Annotated in this window: 19 protein-coding genes and 1 riboswitch; of the genes, 12 read left to right on the top strand and 7 right to left on the bottom strand. The window is 35.5% G+C overall.

Annotated features, from left to right (window positions below; translation table 11 throughout):
• Positions 1-78 precede the first annotated feature (78 nt).
• The 4 genes from rng to GQ598_RS00990 form a co-directional block, all read right to left on the bottom strand.
• On the bottom strand, positions 79-1,554 hold the full coding sequence (gene rng / locus GQ598_RS01005) for a ribonuclease G (RefSeq protein ID WP_160401959.1): 1,476 nt from the start codon (positions 1,552-1,554) through the stop codon (positions 79-81).
• 11 nt (positions 1,555-1,565) lie between these two features.
• A complete protein-coding gene (gene mreD / locus GQ598_RS01000; RefSeq protein ID WP_160401958.1) occupies positions 1,566-2,051 on the bottom strand; it encodes a rod shape-determining protein MreD in 486 nt (161 codons plus the stop codon).
• Entirely contained in the window at positions 2,038-2,880 is an 843-nt protein-coding gene (gene mreC / locus GQ598_RS00995) for a rod shape-determining protein MreC (protein ID WP_160401957.1), read from the bottom strand. The genes mreD and mreC overlap by 14 nt, the downstream gene beginning before the upstream one ends.
• 142 nt (positions 2,881-3,022) lie before the next feature.
• The gene (locus GQ598_RS00990; protein WP_091347585.1) at positions 3,023-4,069 is read right to left on the bottom strand and encodes a rod shape-determining protein; all 1,047 of its coding nucleotides are present in this window, start codon (positions 4,067-4,069) and stop codon (positions 3,023-3,025) included.
• Positions 4,070-4,439: 370 nt separating this feature from the next.
• Between GQ598_RS00990 and accB the strand changes: the two genes are divergently transcribed.
• The 3 genes from accB to GQ598_RS00975 all read left to right on the top strand — a co-directional run bounded on the left by accB (position 4,440) and on the right by GQ598_RS00975 (position 6,988).
• Positions 4,440-4,895 (top strand): acetyl-CoA carboxylase biotin carboxyl carrier protein, encoded by a 456-nt coding sequence (gene accB / locus GQ598_RS00985; protein ID WP_160401956.1) that lies wholly within the window; start codon positions 4,440-4,442, stop codon positions 4,893-4,895.
• Positions 4,896-4,934: 39 nt separating this feature from the next.
• On the top strand, positions 4,935-6,281 hold the full coding sequence (gene accC / locus GQ598_RS00980) for an acetyl-CoA carboxylase biotin carboxylase subunit (RefSeq protein ID WP_160401955.1): 1,347 nt from the start codon (positions 4,935-4,937) through the stop codon (positions 6,279-6,281).
• Positions 6,282-6,349: 68 nt separating this feature from the next.
• Complete coding sequence (locus tag GQ598_RS00975; RefSeq protein WP_160401954.1) at positions 6,350-6,988, top strand: bifunctional 4-hydroxy-2-oxoglutarate aldolase/2-dehydro-3-deoxy-phosphogluconate aldolase; 639 nt, start codon at positions 6,350-6,352, stop codon at positions 6,986-6,988.
• A gap of 57 nt (positions 6,989-7,045) precedes the next feature.
• On the opposite strand, the gene GQ598_RS00970 is transcribed toward GQ598_RS00975, so the two are convergent.
• Together GQ598_RS00970 and GQ598_RS00965 are read right to left on the bottom strand one after the other, a co-directional pair.
• Positions 7,046-7,816, bottom strand: a complete 771-nt coding sequence (locus GQ598_RS00970) for an ABC transporter permease (RefSeq protein ID WP_160401953.1) — start codon at positions 7,814-7,816, stop codon at positions 7,046-7,048.
• The gene (locus tag GQ598_RS00965) at positions 7,809-8,753 is read right to left on the bottom strand and encodes an ABC transporter ATP-binding protein (protein ID WP_160401952.1); all 945 of its coding nucleotides are present in this window, start codon (positions 8,751-8,753) and stop codon (positions 7,809-7,811) included. The genes GQ598_RS00970 and GQ598_RS00965 overlap by 8 nt, the downstream gene beginning before the upstream one ends.
• Positions 8,754-8,975: 222 nt before the next feature.
• Between GQ598_RS00965 and mog the strand changes: the two genes are divergently transcribed.
• The 5 genes from mog to cysS all read left to right on the top strand — a co-directional run bounded on the left by mog (position 8,976) and on the right by cysS (position 14,022).
• Positions 8,976-9,554: a molybdopterin adenylyltransferase gene (mog, locus tag GQ598_RS00960; RefSeq protein ID WP_160401951.1), complete on the top strand. Its 579-nt coding sequence runs from the start codon at positions 8,976-8,978 to the stop codon at positions 9,552-9,554.
• A 162-nt stretch (positions 9,555-9,716) separates the two neighbouring features.
• Complete coding sequence (gene argR / locus GQ598_RS00955) at positions 9,717-10,175, top strand: transcriptional regulator ArgR (RefSeq protein ID WP_160401950.1); 459 nt, start codon at positions 9,717-9,719, stop codon at positions 10,173-10,175.
• A gap of 107 nt (positions 10,176-10,282) precedes the next feature.
• Positions 10,283-10,456: riboswitch (Lysine riboswitch) on the top strand.
• Positions 10,457-10,531: 75 nt separating this feature from the next.
• A complete protein-coding gene (gene lysC, locus GQ598_RS00950) occupies positions 10,532-11,896 on the top strand; it encodes a lysine-sensitive aspartokinase 3 (protein WP_160401949.1) in 1,365 nt (454 codons plus the stop codon).
• Between the two features lie 316 nt (positions 11,897-12,212).
• Positions 12,213-12,458, top strand: coding sequence for a GlsB/YeaQ/YmgE family stress response membrane protein (locus tag GQ598_RS00945; RefSeq protein WP_160401948.1), 246 nt, complete (start codon positions 12,213-12,215; stop codon positions 12,456-12,458).
• 172 nt (positions 12,459-12,630) lie between these two features.
• Positions 12,631-14,022, top strand: a complete 1,392-nt coding sequence (gene cysS, locus GQ598_RS00940) for a cysteine--tRNA ligase (protein ID WP_160401947.1) — start codon at positions 12,631-12,633, stop codon at positions 14,020-14,022.
• A gap of 96 nt (positions 14,023-14,118) precedes the next feature.
• Here the strand turns inward: cysS and trmJ are convergent, their stop codons facing one another.
• Entirely contained in the window at positions 14,119-14,880 is a 762-nt protein-coding gene (trmJ, locus tag GQ598_RS00935; protein ID WP_160401946.1) for a tRNA (cytosine(32)/uridine(32)-2'-O)-methyltransferase TrmJ, read from the bottom strand.
• Between the two features lie 234 nt (positions 14,881-15,114).
• Between trmJ and raiA the strand changes: the two genes are divergently transcribed.
• From raiA to GQ598_RS00915, 4 genes are all read left to right on the top strand, one after another.
• Complete coding sequence (gene raiA / locus GQ598_RS00930) at positions 15,115-15,447, top strand: ribosome-associated translation inhibitor RaiA (RefSeq protein ID WP_160401945.1); 333 nt, start codon at positions 15,115-15,117, stop codon at positions 15,445-15,447.
• Between the two features lie 100 nt (positions 15,448-15,547).
• Positions 15,548-16,699 (top strand): bifunctional chorismate mutase/prephenate dehydratase, encoded by a 1,152-nt coding sequence (gene pheA, locus GQ598_RS00925; RefSeq protein WP_160401944.1) that lies wholly within the window; start codon positions 15,548-15,550, stop codon positions 16,697-16,699.
• A gap of 6 nt (positions 16,700-16,705) precedes the next feature.
• A complete protein-coding gene (mutY, locus tag GQ598_RS00920; RefSeq protein ID WP_160401943.1) occupies positions 16,706-17,749 on the top strand; it encodes an A/G-specific adenine glycosylase in 1,044 nt (347 codons plus the stop codon).
• Between the two features lie 68 nt (positions 17,750-17,817).
• Positions 17,818-19,029: an MFS transporter gene (locus tag GQ598_RS00915; RefSeq protein WP_160401942.1), complete on the top strand. Its 1,212-nt coding sequence runs from the start codon at positions 17,818-17,820 to the stop codon at positions 19,027-19,029.
• The last annotated feature ends 2 nt before the right edge of the window (positions 19,030-19,031 follow it).

Here is a 19,031-nt window from a genome sequence, read left to right as displayed (position 1 = left end):
AGTTTTTTTGATGATCATTTATAAATATTTGATCATAATATTTTTTCTTTCAATATTTTATAATCAAACATGTGATTATTACATTAATACTACATCGTATTGCTCTTGAATATAAAGTGGTTCAATCTTTACTTCAACACGCTTACCCACAAAAACCTCGACTTCAGCTAAAGCGTGAGACTCATCATTAGTTAAAGCATTAGCCACAGCAGCCGATGCATAAACCAGAAAATACTCTGAGTGGTGTGCTTTATAAACACGAACTATTTCGCGTAAAATTTCGTTGCAAACTGTTTCTACTGATTTGACCATACCACGGCCTTTACATGCGGGACATTCCTCGCACAAAATATGCCCGATACTTTCGCGTGTTCGTTTGCGTGTCATTTCTACTAAGCCTAAGGTAGAAAATAGATTAACGGTAGTTCTAGCTCTATCTTTAGATAAAAAATCTTGGAGCGATTGTAATACTCGCTCACGATGCAAATCCTCTTGCATATCAATAAAATCGATAATAATAATACCGCCCAAATTACGCAATCGCAATTGTCGAGCAATTGCGATTGTGGCCTCAATATTGGTATTAAAAATAGTTTCCTCTAAATTACGATGACCAACAAATGCACCAGTGTTAATATCAATTGTTGTCATAGCTTCGGTTTGATCAATAATCAAATATCCGCCAGATTTCAATTTGACTTTACGATCTAATGCTCTTTGAATCTCGTTTTCGGTATCATAAAGATCGAAAATCGGAATATTACCTCGATAATGCGATAATTTACTGGTCACTTCGGGCATAAATTCTTGCGTAAACTCAACCAATAAATCATAAGTTAATTTTGAGTCTACCAAAATTCGTTCAATTGGATCGCCCACAAAATCACGTAATACACGCTGTGATAATGCCAATTCACCATAAACTAGATTTTTACTTACCGGACGAGCCATACGCTGTTGAATCTTAGTCCAAAGTCGTTTTAAAAAATTGGCATCTTGCTCTAACTCATGAGCGTTCGCACCTTCGGCTGCCGTTCTAACAATAAAACCGCCTTCGTCTGTCACATATTGCTGAACAATATTTTTTAATCTTTCCCGTTCTTGTTCACTTTCTATGCGTTGCGAAGTTGCCACATGTGCAGAATTTGGTCCAGGCATTAATACTAAATAACGCGATGGCAAAGTAATGTCGGTTGTCAGTCTAGCTCCTTTGGTTCCGAGTGGATCTTTCACTACTTGCACCATTAAGTCCTGTCCTTGACGAACAAGTTCAGAGATATCTTTTACTTGAAATTGTTCTTGTTCAGTATCAGATACACATTCAGTATGAGGCATAATGTCTGATGCATGCAGAAAAGCCGCTTTCTCAAGCCCAATGTCTACAAAAGCAGCCTGCATACCAGGTAAAATACGGATCACTTTGCCTTTGTAGATATTTCCAACAATACCTCTTCTAGATTCACGATCCACATGGATTTCTTGTAATACACCATCTTCAATATAAGCAACTCTCGTTTCAGATGGCGTTACATTCATTAATAATTCAACAGACATAAAATTCCCTTTTAATTGATGGCAAAGCTTCGTCTTATTAATCGCAAAAATAGATAGATAACAACCCATAATAAGCCATCAATACAGCTTGATAGTAAAATCAATGGTGATATTGTTATAGTATGATAAATACTAACTTGAAATAAAAACACGAGTAAATTGTAGCACACCGAAATGCCAAAAATAATAAATGACTGCTGCCATAAAGCTAAATTACGTATCAATTGGAATTTAAAAACAAGTAAATAAGCAATACATGAATAAATAAAAGCATGTATCCCCAAGATTGAACCGGAACACAGATCTATTACAACTCCAAAGATGAAAGCAGTACCAATTCCAACTCGATGAGGAAGAGCAATTAACCAATAAGCAAAAATAAGAATCAGCAGATGCGGTTTAAACATGCTATATGACGGTGACCATGGAATAATTTGCAAACATAAGCCAATTAATAGCGTTATCCAAATAATCAATATCCGATTACGACCCCTCATGTTTTACCCCTTGATTTCCCCACAATAACAATAAATAGCGCAAACGTTTTAAATCTGCTGTTGGTGTAGCCGAAATAATTGGAGTTGAATCAGTAATATCAAGCTTTACTGAACTTACTATTGCTACCGGGTAGCCTTCTGGAAAACGACCATCAAGTCCTGAAGTAACTAAAACATCCCCTACTTTTATATCAACATTATTAGGCAAAAACTCTAATGTTAAATCATTACTACATCCGTTACCCACAGCAATCATACCAATATCATTTCTTAGTACTTGTACTGGTATTGCATGCTGATAATCACATACTAAAATAGCTCGACTAGTTGATTGAGCAGTTTCATAAATTTGTCCGACTATTCCTTTTTCATCAACTACTGGCTGGCCGACATAAACACCATCTTGTTTACCTTTATTTACAACAAATTGATAAACATAAGGATCTGTATCTGCAAGCAATACTTGTGCAGCCATTTTATGCTCATCAGGTCTTAATGGAGAACCAAGTAATTCACGAAGCCTAGTGTTTTCATGTTTTAAATGTTCAAGCAACAATAAATCATTTTTTTGCTGCAACAATTCTGCATGCAATTTTTCTTTTTCACTGATCAAGATTTCTCGTGTTTTTGACATCTCGTAAAGAGAATCAAATGAAGACATTGGCGCATTCGACACATGATAAAGAGGCGAAATGATAGTATCTAAATAATAGCGAATTTCTTTAAATGGGCGATAATTGACATCTAATACAATTAGTACTAAAGCTAATGCTAAAAAAGTAAATAATTGTACACTGAGAGGAGAACGTTTAGAAAAGAGTAATTTCATTATCCAGTACTTACCTGTTTTATGCTCAAGATCTAATTATTTTAAGATACGACTCCGCCGACAATGTCGGCGGATAAAATATGAGATGTTTACTTACTAATCGTTTCATTAACATGAAATTCAGCAACGATTAAGGTAGCAATTACTCTTCACTAAATAGATCGCCACCATGCATGTCAACCATATCTAGCGCTTTTCCACCACCTCGCGCAACACATGTTAATGGATCTTCAGCCACTACAACATGAATACCAGTTTCAGCCGATAATAATTTATCAATATTACGTAATAAAGCTCCACCGCCTGTTAAAACCATACCATGCTCTGAAATATCAGAAGCAAGTTCTGGAGGACATTGCTCTAACGCCACTTTAACTGCACTGACTATGCCACTTAAAGGTTCTTGTAGCGCCTCTAAAATTTCATTAGAATTTAAAGTAAAACTACGAGGCACCCCTTCGGCAAGGTTACGTCCACGAACTTCGATTTCAAGGACTTCATCTCCAGGATACGCACTACCAATAAAATGTTTAATTTTTTCGGCTGTTGCTTCACCAATTAATGCGCCATAATTACGACGAACATAGTTAATAATCGCTTCATCAAATCGGTCACCACCAATACGTGCAGATGCAGAATAAACAACACCATTTAATGAAATAACAGCGACTTCTGTCGTTCCACCACCGATATCAACAACCATTGAACCCGTTGGTGCAGAGACAGGTAAATCAGCGCCTATAGCAGCGGCCATTGGCTCTTCAATTAAATATACTTCACGAGCACCTGCTCCTAATGCTGACTCACGAATAGCACGACGTTCAACTTGTGTAGCACCAACAGGAACACAAACAAGCACACGCGGGCTTGGCCTTAAAAAGCTATGACTATGAACTTGACGAATAAAATACTGTAACATCTTTTCTGTGACAGAAAAATCGGCAATAACACCATCCTTCATTGGTCTAATAGCTGCAATATTACCAGGTGTTCTCCCTAACATCAGTTTCGCAGCATGCCCGACAGCAGCAACACTTTTCGGTGTGCCAGTGCGATGATCTTGGCGAATCGCTACAACTGAAGGTTCGTTTAATACAATACCTTGTCCTTTTACATAAATAAGTGTGTTTGCTGTACCTAAATCGATCGATAAATCATTTGAAAACAAGCCACGAACTTTTTTGAACATAATAAAAACTCTTCCTAGAATTAATCTTGCTTAAGTATATTTTTGTTTTTAAAAACAAACCATGGAATCAAAAAATATATATTTTAACTTTAGTTAAGCTAAATAAAATATTATTTACCCCTTTTAAACCATAGCCAACCTCAATAGTAATTTACGCTTACTATTGTATCGCAATTATAAAATAATACCTAGAAAATAGTATAACAAGTGTTTGTAAAGGAGATATATAATGACAAATTCTGTTTTACAGTGTATTCTTCCGCGTAAATGTTGAGTTACTACCTTATTATCAACTACAAGATAGCTTTTGTCGATGATAAGGATGCATTAAAATCATTGTTACTTATATCAAATAAACACGGTGTAATTCATGGATATACGCAAAATTAAAAAATTAATTGAATTAGTTGAAGAGTCAGGTATTTCTGAACTTGAAATTTCTGAAGGCGAAGAATCAGTTAGAATTAGTCGCTCAGCTCCTACTACAAACTATTCGGCGCCAGTACAAAACATTCAAATTCCTCAACCGGCACCCGTCGTTGTGGCTCCAACAGTTCAAACAGAAGTTGTAACAGATACTGTTGCAAATGATGGTGCAACAATAAAATCTCCAATGGTTGGAACTTTTTATCGCACACCAAGCCCAGAATCAAAAGCTTTTGTTGAAGTTGGTCAAACAGTAAATATTGGTGATGTACTTTGCATCGTTGAAGCGATGAAAATGATGAACCAAATTGAGTCAGAAAAGGCTGGTACTATAAAAGCTATCTTGGTTGAAAATGGTCAACCAGTTGAATTTGATCAGCCTCTATTCATTATTGAATAACCTGAATTTATTATTGACTATACGATTAAGAGATAGAATATGCTTGATAAAATTCTTATTGCGAATCGTGGAGAAATAGCTCTACGTATATTACGAGCATGTAAAGAACTTGGGATTAAAACTGTTGCAGTTCATTCTACAGCAGATAAAGATTTAAAACATGTATTATTAGCAGATGAAACTGTTTGTATTGGCTCAGCAGCTTCAGTAAAAAGTTACCTTAATGTACCAGCATTAATTTCAGCTGCTGAAGTAACTGGTGCTGCTGCTATTCACCCAGGATATGGATTCTTATCTGAAAATGCAGACTTTGCTGAACAAGTTGAGCGATCAGGCTTTATTTTTATTGGTCCAAAACCCGACACAATTCGTCTAATGGGCGATAAAGTATCAGCAATTCATGCCATGAAAAAAGCTGGTGTGCCTTGTGTACCGGGTTCAGATGGGCCGCTTGGTAGTGATATTGAAACTAATAAACAAATCGCTAAACAAATTGGCTATCCTGTAATTATTAAAGCTTCTGGTGGCGGAGGTGGTCGCGGTATGCGTATTGTTCGGGAAGAAAAAGATCTTGAACAATCCATCAAAATGACCAAATTAGAAGCAAAAACAGCTTTCAATAATGATATGGTTTATATGGAAAAATTCCTAGAAAACCCACGTCATATCGAAATTCAAGTGCTTTCTGATGGTCAGGGACATGCTGTTTATTTAGGTGAGCGAGATTGCTCAATGCAAAGACGTCATCAAAAAGTTGTGGAAGAAGCACCAGCACTCGGAATCACACCTAAAATGCGTAAATTTATTGGTGAACGTTGCGTTAATGCATGTATTGAAATTGGCTATCGTGGTGCAGGTACATTTGAATTCTTATTTGAAAACGGTGAGTTTTATTTCATTGAAATGAACACTCGTATTCAAGTAGAGCATCCGGTTACCGAAATGATAACTGGTGTTGATTTAATAAGAGAACAAATTTTGATCGCCGCCGGCAAACCACTGTCAATTAAACAAAGCGACATTGAAATCAAAGGCCATGCGATTGAATGCCGAATTAATGCTGAAGATCCCAAAACCTTTATGCCATCACCAGGAAAAATTACCCGTTTTCATGCGCCAGGTGGCTTTGGTATTCGTTGGGAGTCACATATTTATGCAGGTTATACTGTCCCACCTTACTATGACTCAATGATTGGAAAATTAATTGCTTATGGTGAAACACGCGAAGTTGCCATTGCACGGATGAAAAATGCCTTAGCAGAGCTAGTGATTGATGGAATCAAAACCAATATTGATCTTCATATTGAAATCATGAATGATGAAGGCTTCCAAAAAGGTGGCACTAACATTCATTATTTAGAAAAGAAATTAGGCATTTATGAGTAACAAAATAATCCCTATCTATTAGGGATTATTGCTATATTTAAGTATCAATAAGGAATGGGTAGATATAAATGAAAAATTGGGAAAAAAGCGCTGAAGAGATTTTAACCATGGGACCTGTTGTTCCGGTTATTGTGATTGAACGTATTGAAGATGCTGTACCGCTAGCCAAAGCGCTCATTGCTGGTGGCGTTAAAGTATTGGAAGTGACGTTACGAACAGCTTGCGCAATTGATGCAATAAAGAAAATCATCAAAGAAGTTCCTGAAGCTGTGGTTGGTGCCGGAACAGTGACAACTGTTGAACAATTAAAACAAGTCACCGAAGCTGGTGTTGAATTTGTCATCACTCCTGGTATTACTGACGCTATTTTAAAAGCTGCAGTTGAAGGTCCTATTCCTGTTATCCCAGGTATTGCAACTATTTCTGAACTATTAACAGCACAAGAATATGGTCTAACGGCACTAAAATTCTTTCCAGCTGAAATCAATGGTGGCGTTGCAGCATTAAAAGCTTTTGCTGGCCCTTGTGGATATATGAAGTTCTGTCCAACAGGAGGAGTAAACCCTAAAAACTATCGCGATTACCTTGCACTTGATAATGTACTTTGCGTCGGTGGTACTTGGTTTATTCCAACCGATGCAATTGCAAAAGGGGATTTTGCTAAAATTACGGAAATGGCAAAAGAAGCTGTTGCTGGTGCAAAATAACTGTTATTATTCCGCCGATATCATATCGGCGGTAAAACTACTCGTCGTCTATCCTTATTAACTTCTCAATCCTCGCCCACTTTCAATAAGTCGCCATGCAATTACATATAGTCCGGTAACAAACAAAATCAGTATTGAAAACGTGATCCCTAATGGCACGTCTGTCACGCCCAAAAATCCATAACGAAAACCGTTAATCATATAAACGATTGGATTAATTTTTGAAATCCACTGCCAAAAGTCTGGCAACATAGTAATGGAATAAAAAACACCACCAAGATAAGTTAATGGTGTTAATACAAATGTTGGAATAATGCTTATATCATCAAATGACTTGGCAAATACCGCATTTAATAAGCCAGCTAATGAAAACAGAATTGAGGTCAATAGCAATGTACAAACAACAAATAACCAAGAATGAACTTCATAACGAACAAAAAATAGTGACACAATAGTCACTAAAATACCAGTTAAAATACCACGCATAACGCCACCACCAACATACCCCAAAATAAGAATATGCGTTGGTACAGGTGCGACCAATAACTCTTCAATGTTACGTTGAAATTTAGCGCTAAAAAAGGATGAACAAACATTGGTATAAGAATTGGTAATAACTGACATCATAATTAATCCCGGCACAATAAATGCCATATAGCTAAATCCCCCCATCTCACCAACACGAGAGCCAATTAAATTACCAAAGATAATAAAATAAAGAGACATGGTAATAACGGGTGGAATTAGCGTTTGAACCCAAATTCTTAAAAATCGTGTCACTTCTTTACGCCAAATACTTTTTAAGGCAATCCAATATAAATTATTCATCAATACTACCTTTTCGTTGGGTATCATTATGCAACAGATCAACAAATAACTCTTCTAATCGATTTGCTTTATTTCGTACGCTGATCACTTTAATATTTTGTTGATTTAATTGTTCAAATAATTGGTTTAATCCATGTTGCTTATCTACTTGCACTTCTAACATGCCGGGCTCCACATCAGAATAATTGTATCCTTGTAATTTAATTGGCTCAGATGTAGGGACATAATCAATAACAATTGTTTCAGATTGGCTTTTCGCCAATAGATCACGCATGGATGAGTTAGCTATCAATTGACCATGCTGAATGATACCAATATTTCGACATAGCATTTCGGCTTCTTCTAAATAATGGGTGGTTAGAATAATTGTGATACCTTGCCGATTGATTTCACGCAAAAAATCCCACATAGAACGGCGTAATTCAATATCAACACCTGCAGTTGGTTCATCAAGAATCAATAATTTAGGCTCATGCACAAGCGCTCTTGCTATCATTAATCGCCTTTTCATACCACCGGATAACATGCTAGCTCGACTATGGCGTTTGTCCCATAAATCTAAAATTCGCAAATATTTTTCAGCACGCTCTAATGCAAATTTTCGGGGCAATCCATAATAACCACCTTGATTAGTAACTATTTGTAGCACTTCTTCAAATTGATTAAAATTAAATTCTTGTGGAACAAGCCCTAATTGTCTTTTAGCATTGACAACATCTGTATCTAAATCATAACCAAAAATTTTAACTTGTCCCGCTGTTTTGGTGACTAATGAGCTAATAATGCCTATAGTTGTTGACTTCCCCGCACCATTAGGTCCCAACAAGGCATAAAAATCACCAGCTTGTACAGTTAAATCGATACCTTTTAATGCTTCTATACCATTTTTATAAATTTTTTTGAGTGATATTAGCTCAAGTGCAGGAATTGATGGCATAAATATATCCTAAGTGAATCAATTGCTATTTAAATAATATGATATCATGTTAAATCAATTGACAATAAAATCAATCAATGTACAGGTCTTTTTAATTTTATTTATATCAATGCGAATAAATTATCATTGTAAAATCATAACGCATATTATTATTGATTAGGCACAAACAGTGTAGTTTTAATTTTCGAGCTGTGTGCCTTTATCGTTGAAGGAATAAGTAGCATGTTTAAAATTGGGTTAGTTTCAGTATCAGATAGAGCTTCAAGTGGCGTTTACCAAGATGAAGGCATTCCATCATTAGTTTCATGGTTACAAACTGCATTGAAAACACCTTTTGTAACCGAAAGGCGTATTATTCCTGATGAGCAAGCTGTCATTGAACAAACATTATGTGAGCTGGTTGATAATCTACATTGCCACTTAATTTTAACCACCGGAGGCACTGGTCCTGCAATTAGAGACGTAACACCTGATGCAACACTTGCGATCTCCGATCGGGTGATGCCAGGATATGGAGAACAAATGCGTCAAATCAGTTTGCATTTTGTACCAACCGCGATTTTATCAAGGCAAATTGGTGTTATTCGCAAAAAGTGTTTAATCATAAACCTACCAGGTAGACCAAAATCAATCAAAGAGACACTTGAAGGCGTTAAAGACAATCAAGGAAATGTAATTGTTAATGGTATATTTGCCAGCATCCCCTATTGTATACAGCTATTAGAAGGTCCTTACATTGAAACCCATGATCAAATAGTTAAGTCTTTTCGTCCTAAAGATGCAATTAAATCAACACTTTAATTTTATACAAATTTAATGCATAATTATGTATACAATAATTGTTATTGATGCATTTAAAATAATTGGAGTTATTTTTGTTTAAATAACAAGAAAATTTTATTATACGTATTATAACTTCATGTATTAGAAAAAACGGTAACAAAGTAAAAGCCGAGGAATATTATGAAACAAGCTAATCTCACTAAAATATTTAAAGAGATGCTTCTTCAAGAGAAGTTTAGTTCGCAAGTAGAAATCGTACAAGCGCTACAAGAACAAGGTTTTGATAATATCAATCAATCAAAAGTTTCACGTATGCTAACCAAATTTGGCGCAGTGAGAACTCGCAATGCAAAATCCGAAATGGTCTATTGTTTACCTGCTGAAATCAGCGTACCAACTACAAGTAGTCCATTGAAAAATTTAGTGATTGATATTGATTTTAATAGTTCAATGGTGGTGATACGCACCAGCCCAGGTGCAGCCCAACTCATTGCTCGATTACTCGATTCAATTGGTAAATCAGAAGGTATTTTAGGTTCAATTGCTGGAGACGATACAATTTTTAGTACACCAACTAAAGAGTGTACAGTAAAAAAATTATATCAAACCATTATCGAATTGTTTGAACGAGAATTATAGTGGTTGCAATTTCCCCGTATTACAGCTAATAATTTTTAACATTTAACCTATTGACACAATTAATAAAATCGTTAATCTTATATAACGCTGACTTCGTTACAGAAGTTGCAAAACGAAGAGGCGCATTACTCAGGTAAATCATTTTAGGGACTGGAACCATTAATAAATGATTGAGGGGATGTAATGCCGAGGTTTGATTACCTATCCAGAAGCAATCAAATCGACTGCAAGGGCTGAATCCCTTGGGTTGTCACCTTAACAGGTGGAGCACTTCATGGTTTGTACTTTTTTAATTGTAAATAGAACACACCCGCTCTAACTCTGTTAAAAATAAAAATTTTTAATATGAGGAATCCATGGAAACATCATTCGTAATTGCTAAATTTGGTGGCACTAGCGTCGCCGATTACTCTTCAATGGTAAACAGTGCCAATATTGTAGTAACTAACCCTAACGTAAAAGTTGTGGTACTATCGGCCTCTGCAGGCGTGACAAATTTATTAGTCGCATTAGCTGAAGGTCGTAATGCCGAAGTTCGCTCTCAACATATTGCCAAAATCCAATCAATCCAATACAACATCTTAGAACAATTACCTGAAAATATTGAACTACGAACTGAAATTGACAAAATCATTGCTAATATAGCCTCTTTGTCTGAAGCCGCAAGTTTGGCTACATCATCTGCATTAACAGACGAGCTCGTTAGTCACGGTGAAATTATGTCTTCAAAACTGTTTGTCGAAATATTGAAAGAAAAACAAAAAAATGCCATATGGTTTGACGTCCGTAAAGTTATGCGCACCGATGATAAATTTGGTAAAGCCACACCTAAAATTGAAGATATTAAACAGCTTTGCTGCGCGCATTTAAAATCACTAAACAGTCATAGCATCATTGTAACACAAGGATTTATCGGTAGTGAAAGTTCTGGCAAAACCACCACTTTAGGCCGTGGGGGAAGCGATTATACCGCAGCGTTATTAGGTGAAGCATTAAATGCCACTCAAATTGACATTTGGACTGATGTTGCAGGAATTTATACTAACGATCCTCGTATTACACCAGAGGCTAAACGTATTGATGAAATATCTTTTGCTGAAGCAACCGAAATGGCTACATTTGGCGCTAAAGTACTACACCCAGCTACACTTGTACCAGCAGTGCGTAGCAATATCCCTGTTTTTGTTGGTTCAAGTAAGGCACCGCAGAAAGGAGGAACTATTGTTTACAACACTAATAGCATTACATCTAAATTACCAGTATTTAGAGCGTTAGCACTACGTCGCAAACAAACATTATTAACACTTACAAGTTTAAACATGCTACATGCACAAGGTTTTCTAGCTAATGTGTTTACGATATTAGCCAAACATAATATTTCGGTTGATTTAGTCACAACATCAGAAGTCAGTATCGCATTAACTATTGATACCACAGGCACTAACACTAACGGTAACAGTTTATTAACAAAAGCATTATTTGATGAACTATCAACCGTGTGTCATGTCACAGTTGAAGAAGACTTAGCACTAATTGCTATTATTGGAAATAACCTAACTTCAACACAAGGGATAGCAAAAGAGGTGTTTGGTGTATTAGATGATTTTATTATTAGACTTTGCTGTTATGGGGCAAGTACTCACAATCTTTGCCTATTAGCAAAAAGCAATGACGCAGAATCAATTATTAAAATTCTACATAACGCGATTTTTGAACAATAATTTTATAAGGGAGATTTAATCTCCCTTATACTTATTTCTAATCATCCACTTATCTTTACTCTAATATATGTTAAAAGCACGAAAACATAGCAAAACATTATTAAAAGAAATAAAATTAAAAGATTTTATTCATGTAATGAGTTTTTAGATTACATCTCTATTTTCTTTAACAGTACTACTTATTAATATATTTTCAATATCATTTATTACTCTTAATTAATTGATTAAAGCTATTACATTGAACATTAACTTCTGTTAGATTTTTTAATTAATTGAAGTAAACTAAAATTAATTTCAATAACAAGAGGAAATTACTATGGGTATTCTAAGTTGGGTAATTCTAGGTTTAATTGCCGGTTGGATTGCTAAGTTTTTTATGCCACTAGGAAGTGTAGGTGTAATTAAAACTATTTTATTAGGCATTGCAGGGGCTTTAGTTGGTGGCTATATTAGCACCTTCTTTGGTTGGGGTAGTGTGACTGGCTTTAACTTTCCTAGTTTGTTAATTTCAGTACTTGGTTCGATTATACTCATTTATATCTATCGCCACATAAAAAAATAATTTATTTCCCGTTAGATTGGCGGTTTTCCCGCCAATTTAACTAACTCTTAAGTTTTATACGCTTAGATATATCATCCTTTTTAGTTCAAAGTTCGTAATAAGTAATTTCGTCATACCCAGAATTTTGTTATATTATTTACTTAAACCCATCAATTTCAACTTGTAGATTATAATGTTAAAAATATTCAACACATTAACTAGAGAAAAGGAAGTCTTTCAGTCTATTATCCCAAATAAAGTTGGACTATATGTTTGTGGAGTAACCATTTACGATCTTTGCCATATTGGTCACGGGCGTACTTTTGTTGCATTTGATGTTGTCACCCGTTATTTACGTTTTTTAGGTTATGATTTAACTTATGTACGTAATATTACTGATGTGGATGACAAAATCATCAAACGTGCACTCGAAAATGGCGAGAGTTGCGAGCAACTTACCGATCGAATGCTACAAGAAATGTATGCAGATTTTGATGCGCTGAATATAAAACGCCCTGATATAGAACCACGTGCTACTCATCACATGCCACAAATCATCCAATTAGTTGAAAAATTAATTGCCAAAAACCATGCTTATATTGCCGATAATGGCGATATAATGTTTTCAGTAGACAGTGATCCTAATTATGGTGTTTTATCGCGACAAAATTTAGAACAGCTACAAGCTGGCGCTCGTGTTGATGTGGTTGATGTTAAACGTAATCCAATGGATTTTGTGTTATGGAAAATGTCAAAACAGAATGAACCAAGTTGGGACTCACCGTGGGGTAAAGGTCGCCCAGGTTGGCACATTGAATGTTCTGCGATGAATAGTTATCAGTTAGGTAATCACTTTGATATTCACGGTGGCGGCTCAGATTTAATGTTCCCACATCATGAAAACGAAATTGCCCAATCAACCTGTGCGCATGATGGTCAATATGTCAATTATTGGATGCATTCCGGCATGGTTATGATAGACCAAGAAAAAATGTCAAAATCACTCAATAATTTTTTCACAATTCGCGATGTATTAAAACATTATGATGCCGAAACAGTGCGTTACTTTTTACTATCAGGCCATTATCGAAGCCAACTCAACTATAGTGAAGATAATTTAAAGCAAGCAAGAATGGCACTAGAGAGACTCTATACAGCACTACGAGATACGGATCCAACTCATCCACACATGACGCCTGACAGCGATTATTATCGCCAATTTTGTGATGCAATGAATGATGATTTTAATACGCCAGAAGCTTATTCAACTCTTTTTGATTTAGCTCGTGAAATAAATAAAGCCAAAGCAGATAATAATATGTCACTTGCTAATGAATTAGCTGCTGAATTACGTTATTTATCAGCAGTACTTGGACTATTAGAGCAAGATCCCATAAAATTTTTACAAAGTAATCAGCAAGATGATGTTGATATTGCATTAGTCGAAGCGTTAATTAAACAACGAAACGAAGCCAGAGCAAGCAAAAATTGGGCACAAGCCGACGAAGCTCGCGACAAATTAAATGCAATGAATATTGTGCTTGAAGATGGCGCGAATGGTACAACATGGCGGAAAAAAAGTTAATATTATCAAAATAAAAAGTTTGATGAATAAATAGCGCATTAAACATTGTCGATTGAAAAATAACACCCACAACCCCGAGGGTGTTATTTTTTGTGATTATTGTAACGTTTTATCAATCGAAGTTAAAATACCTCGCAAAATATTCAGCTCCTGTTGTTCAATACGTGCACGTGTAAATAATCGACGTAAACGCCCCATAATTTGCCCTGGATGGTTGGCCTTAATAAAGCCTGTGTGTAATAAAGTCTGTTCTAAATGCTGGTAAAAACGCTCTATATCGGCATCAATAGGAAATTCAGTTTCTGACATATTCCCATTTTTTTGCTCTGATATGTTATTTTCAAGGTTTAACATTGACATACGAATTTCATAACACAAAACTTGCACCGACATGGCAAGGTTTAAAGAACTATAATCAGGATTAGCAGGAATGCCAACATGATAATGGCACTTTTGCAATTCTTCATTCGTTAAACCGACACGTTCACGCCCAAACACCAAAGCAACTTGGGCATAGCTCTTAGTTGCTTCTTGAATAATCTTATCACCACATGTTTTTGGGGTTAAGTGTGGCCATTGCAAACTACGGGAGCGGGCACTAGTGCCAATCACTAAAGTACAATCAGCAATGGCTTGTTCAAGCGACGAAAAAATTTGTGCATTTTTAATAATATCACTCGCACCTGCCGCTAACGAAATCGATTGAGAATCAGGCTTGATGACGGGATTAACTAAACAAAGATTCGTTAATCCCATTGTTTTCATTGCTCTTGCGGCAGATCCCATATTACCTGTATGAGATGTTTCAACCAAAACAATCTTTACATTATCTAAATAACTCACATTATCCTCATTCATTGAAAATATCTTATAACGCAGAATAAACTAAATACTTATTGACACAGTATATAGTAAAATCAGTTTCAGCCCCACTGTTATGCAATAGCAAATTAATAGAATCTATTTTTAAATTAAATTCACAAAAATGTGAACAATAATAAATATCTTATTGACGAAAATAAAATAATTTGCCAATGTAGTGATAACAATTTTAAAAAGGTTAGATTTATTGATAAAAAGCGGAGGTCAACTATGGCTTTAAATATTACCAGTAAACAAATGGATATTACCCCTGCTATTCGTAGCTATCTAGAAGATAAGTTTTCGAAATTAGATAAATGGAGAGCGCAACTAATCAACCCTCATTTTATTTTATCCAAAGAACCTGACGGATTTATTGTTGATGCAACAATTGCCACTAAAGGAACGCCATTAGTTGCATCTGCCAAACATATTGATATGTATGCCGCAATTAATGATCTTATTGATAAACTTGAAAAACAACTTAATAAGTTGCAACATAAAGAAAAAGCTCGCCGTGCGGCTAACAGTATAAAAGATGCAATATTAGAAGAAGAAATTTAATTAATTTATTTTTTCAATTTAATAAAAAGGCACTTTAATGGTGCCTTTATTTTTTTGCTTGTTATAATACAAACTATCTTTTTTTAAATATTTAATAAAAATGACTACAAACCCTTTATTACCTTTACGAGATAAGATTAATGAGCTAGATAAAACGTTATTAGAACTTATTGCTGAACGTCGCAAACTCTCAACGCAAGTAATTTATACTAAAATTGAAGCAAACATTCCAGTACGTGATATTGAGCGTGAGCGTTTACTCATAAAAGCTTTAATCAATCAAGGCAAAAATTACCATCTTGATGATCTATTCATTAAACGCTTATATCAATTAATTATTGAAGATTCTGTATTATTACAACAAAAAATCTTACAAGAAAAACTTAATCGCGGCACTATTGTCACGGCCAAAGTTGCTTTTTTAGGGCCAAAAGGATCTTATTCTCATTCCGCAGCACGCCATTATGCAAGCGCTCATTTAGATGAAATGATTGAATTAAGCTGTTCAACCTTTAAAGACATTTTTGAACAAGTCGAAAATGGTGCTGTAGATTATGGCATTTTACCAATAGAAAATTCTAGCTCGGGCTCAATTAATGAAGTTTATGATTTACTGCAAAAAACCAATTTACACATTATTGGTGAGCTTTCTTTACCTATTGATCATTGTGTTCTTGCCGGGCCAAATTCAAAAATTGAACAAATTGATACCATTTATAGCCATCCACAACCATTCCAACAATGCAGTAACTTTCTAGAAAGCTATCCACATTGGAAGATTGTATACTGCGATAGTACATCGTCAGCAATGGAAACTGTTGCAAAATTGAATCAACCTAATGTTGCAGCAATGGGTAATAAAGATGGCGGTGAATTATATGGACTGCAAGTCCTTGAACATAACTTTGCCAATCAAAAAGAAAACATTACTCGGTTTATTGTGCTGGCTCGTCATCCTATTGAGGTTTCGGATCAAATTCCAGCTAAAACCACAATTTTAATGAAGACCGGTCAACAAGCAGGTGCTTTAGTTGATGCGCTATTAGTATTACGTAATCATAATATCGTCATGACTAAACTTGAGTCGCGTCCAATTCATGGTACACCATGGGAAGAAATGTTTTATATTGATTTGCAAGGCAATATCCATTCTTATGAAATGCAAACAGCACTCAAAGAACTAGCAACAATGACATTATATACCAAGGTGCTCGGATGCTATCCAAGTGATTCCATTGTTGCTGTAATGTAAATAACTATGACTATGCAACAGTTTTCGCAAGCTGTACTTAACTGGTATGAACTGTACGGTAGAAAATCGCTACCTTGGCAAATCGAAAAAAGCGCTTATCACGTTTGGTTATCAGAAGTGATGTTGCAACAAACTCAAGTTGCAACGGTAATCCCTTACTTTAACCGTTTTATTGAACAATTTCCCAAGGTAACTGACCTAGCAAAATCACCAATTGACGATGTATTACATCTTTGGACAGGACTTGGTTATTATGCAAGGGCACGGAATTTACATAAAGCAGCACAAATGATTGCCGAACAGTTTAATGGCGTGTTCCCTACACAATTTGACGATGTCATCGCCCTACCCGGTGTCGGGCGCTCAACTGCAGGAGCAATTTTATCACTTTCACAAAATCAGCATTATCCAATTTTAGATGGCAATGTAAAACGTGTTTTAACCCGATATTTTGCAGTTGAAGGCTGGCCGGGTATTAAAACTGTTGAAAATAAACTCTGGCAATTAAGTGAGCAAGTTACCCCTCAAAAAGAGGTTGCAAAATTTAATCAAGCCATGATGGATATTGGCGCAATGGTTTGTACTCGCACTAAACCTAAGTGCACTTTATGTCCATTGCATAATCATTGCCTTGCCTATAAAAATGAAACTTGGCAACAATATCCAGCCCCAAAACCTAAAAAGACTATTCCTGAAAAAACAGCCTATTTTTTAATGCTTGAATATCATCAAGCTATTTGGCTAGAAAAAAGACCACCATCGGGTATTTGGGGAGGACTATATTGTTTACCTCAGTTTTCAAGTAAGCAAGCATTAACTGACTGGTTAAAAAAACAAGGCATTGAAACAACAAAACCAAAGCAACTTGTTGCTTTTCGCCACACCTTTAGCCATTTTCACTTAGACATTATTCCTATCCATTGTGTTATCACTAATTATACAAAATGTTGGGATGAATCTTGTGGCTATTGGTATAATCTTAACTCTGACAATGCAAAAATAGGCTTAGCAACGCCTGTTTATAACTTATTAAAACAAACAAATTATTAACGCCTATTTATCAGAATCTACATTATTTTTAGTATATAATTACTCATTATTTTTTACTCTATTAAGTTATGCAAAGCAAACAACATCAAAGCTTATCTGGCTACTTAGTGTTTTTAATGGCATTTGCTATTGGTATTACTATAGCTAGCAATTATTATGCTCAGCCGCTATTACATTCGATTACAAATAATCTGCATATAAAAGTAGAAAATGCAGGATCAATCATTATGGCAGCACAATTTAGTTATGCTGTGGGTTTACTTTTTATCACACCACTTGGTGATAAACTAGAGCGTAAAAGATTGATTATTATTTTAATGATATTATCCACTTGTGGACTTATGGTAAGCGCTTTATCTCAAAATATAGAAATGCTTATAATAGGCACAGCTATGACAGGGTTATTTTCAACGGTAGCACAAGTCTTAATTCCTTTTGCAGCTACATTATCAAGACCAGAACATCGTGGTAAAATCGTGGGCACATTAATGAGTGGTATGTTACTAGGTATTTTATTGGGTCGAACCTTTGCGGGTGCCATTTCAACCATTGCCGATTGGCATGATGTGTATTGGATTGCAACAGGTATTATGGCCATTGTGACGCTATTACTCTGGGCTTCACTACCCAGTTACCGTTGCGATATTAACATTAATTATTTTAAGCTGTTATGGTCGATTGCTTTATTATATAAACAAGAGCCAGCACTTAGAATTCGTTCACTATTAGCCATTATATCGTTTGCATTATTTTCACTATTATGGACACCTCTTGCTTTCTTACTAACTAATGCACCATACCACTATTCTGATTTTATTATTGGCTTATTTGGACTTGCTGGTGCGGCTGGTGCAATGGGATCACCAATAGTGGGAAAATTATCAGACAAAGGCAAAGGTTTTATTGCAACCACTATTGGATTATGTTTATTGCTGTTAGCTTGGTTACCCCTATCGTTAGCGCAATATTCAATTTTCGCCTTAATTTTCGGCGTAATTTTGTTAGATTTAGCCGTACAAGTTACCCATGTGTCGAATATGAATGCTATTTATCAAATCAGACCCGAAGCACGCAGCCGAATGAATACAGGTTATATGGTATGCTATTTTATTGGCGGAATGCTAGGATCTGTGGGTTCGACCTATTTATTTAGTCATTACGGATGGATAGCGATAATCATTGCAAGCATATCTTTAGCAATATTAGGTATCATGTGCTGGCTTTTTTATACTAAAACTCATTTCTACTTGAAACTTTTTGACAAAAATCACATTAACTAAAT

Source organism: Gilliamella sp. Pas-s95, from assembly GCF_009795795.1.
GTDB lineage: Bacteria > Pseudomonadota > Gammaproteobacteria > Enterobacterales > Orbaceae > Gilliamella > Gilliamella bombicola.
Note: the sequence above shows the minus strand (reverse complement) of the source record. Positions and strands in the feature narration are given on the sequence as shown.

What these genes read in the sequence shown, in the direction of transcription:
- GQ598_RS00990 (WP_091347585.1), bottom strand. Translation starts at nt 4,069, where the DNA reads ATGTTCAAAAAAGTTCGTGGCTTGTTTTCAAATGATTTATCGATCGAT.
- GQ598_RS00965 (WP_160401952.1), bottom strand. Translation starts at nt 8,753, where the DNA reads ATGCCATCAATTCCTGCACTTGAGCTAATATCACTCAAAAAAATTTAT.
- mreD (WP_160401958.1), bottom strand. Translation starts at nt 2,051, where the DNA reads ATGAGGGGTCGTAATCGGATATTGATTATTTGGATAACGCTATTAATT.
- pheA (WP_160401944.1), top strand. Translation starts at nt 15,548, where the DNA reads ATGACTACAAACCCTTTATTACCTTTACGAGATAAGATTAATGAGCTA.
- mreC (WP_160401957.1), bottom strand. Translation starts at nt 2,880, where the DNA reads ATGAAATTACTCTTTTCTAAACGTTCTCCTCTCAGTGTACAATTATTT.
- GQ598_RS00975 (WP_160401954.1), top strand. Translation starts at nt 6,350, where the DNA reads ATGAAAAATTGGGAAAAAAGCGCTGAAGAGATTTTAACCATGGGACCT.
- lysC (WP_160401949.1), top strand. Translation starts at nt 10,532, where the DNA reads ATGGAAACATCATTCGTAATTGCTAAATTTGGTGGCACTAGCGTCGCC.
- cysS (WP_160401947.1), top strand. Translation starts at nt 12,631, where the DNA reads ATGTTAAAAATATTCAACACATTAACTAGAGAAAAGGAAGTCTTTCAG.
- mutY (WP_160401943.1), top strand. Translation starts at nt 16,706, where the DNA reads ATGACTATGCAACAGTTTTCGCAAGCTGTACTTAACTGGTATGAACTG.
- GQ598_RS00945 (WP_160401948.1), top strand. Translation starts at nt 12,213, where the DNA reads ATGGGTATTCTAAGTTGGGTAATTCTAGGTTTAATTGCCGGTTGGATT.
- rng (WP_160401959.1), bottom strand. Translation starts at nt 1,554, where the DNA reads ATGTCTGTTGAATTATTAATGAATGTAACGCCATCTGAAACGAGAGTT.
- mog (WP_160401951.1), top strand. Translation starts at nt 8,976, where the DNA reads ATGTTTAAAATTGGGTTAGTTTCAGTATCAGATAGAGCTTCAAGTGGC.
- raiA (WP_160401945.1), top strand. Translation starts at nt 15,115, where the DNA reads ATGGCTTTAAATATTACCAGTAAACAAATGGATATTACCCCTGCTATT.
- GQ598_RS00915 (WP_160401942.1), top strand. Translation starts at nt 17,818, where the DNA reads ATGCAAAGCAAACAACATCAAAGCTTATCTGGCTACTTAGTGTTTTTA.
- argR (WP_160401950.1), top strand. Translation starts at nt 9,717, where the DNA reads ATGAAACAAGCTAATCTCACTAAAATATTTAAAGAGATGCTTCTTCAA.
- accB (WP_160401956.1), top strand. Translation starts at nt 4,440, where the DNA reads ATGGATATACGCAAAATTAAAAAATTAATTGAATTAGTTGAAGAGTCA.
- trmJ (WP_160401946.1), bottom strand. Translation starts at nt 14,880, where the DNA reads ATGAATGAGGATAATGTGAGTTATTTAGATAATGTAAAGATTGTTTTG.
- accC (WP_160401955.1), top strand. Translation starts at nt 4,935, where the DNA reads ATGCTTGATAAAATTCTTATTGCGAATCGTGGAGAAATAGCTCTACGT.
- GQ598_RS00970 (WP_160401953.1), bottom strand. Translation starts at nt 7,816, where the DNA reads ATGAATAATTTATATTGGATTGCCTTAAAAAGTATTTGGCGTAAAGAA.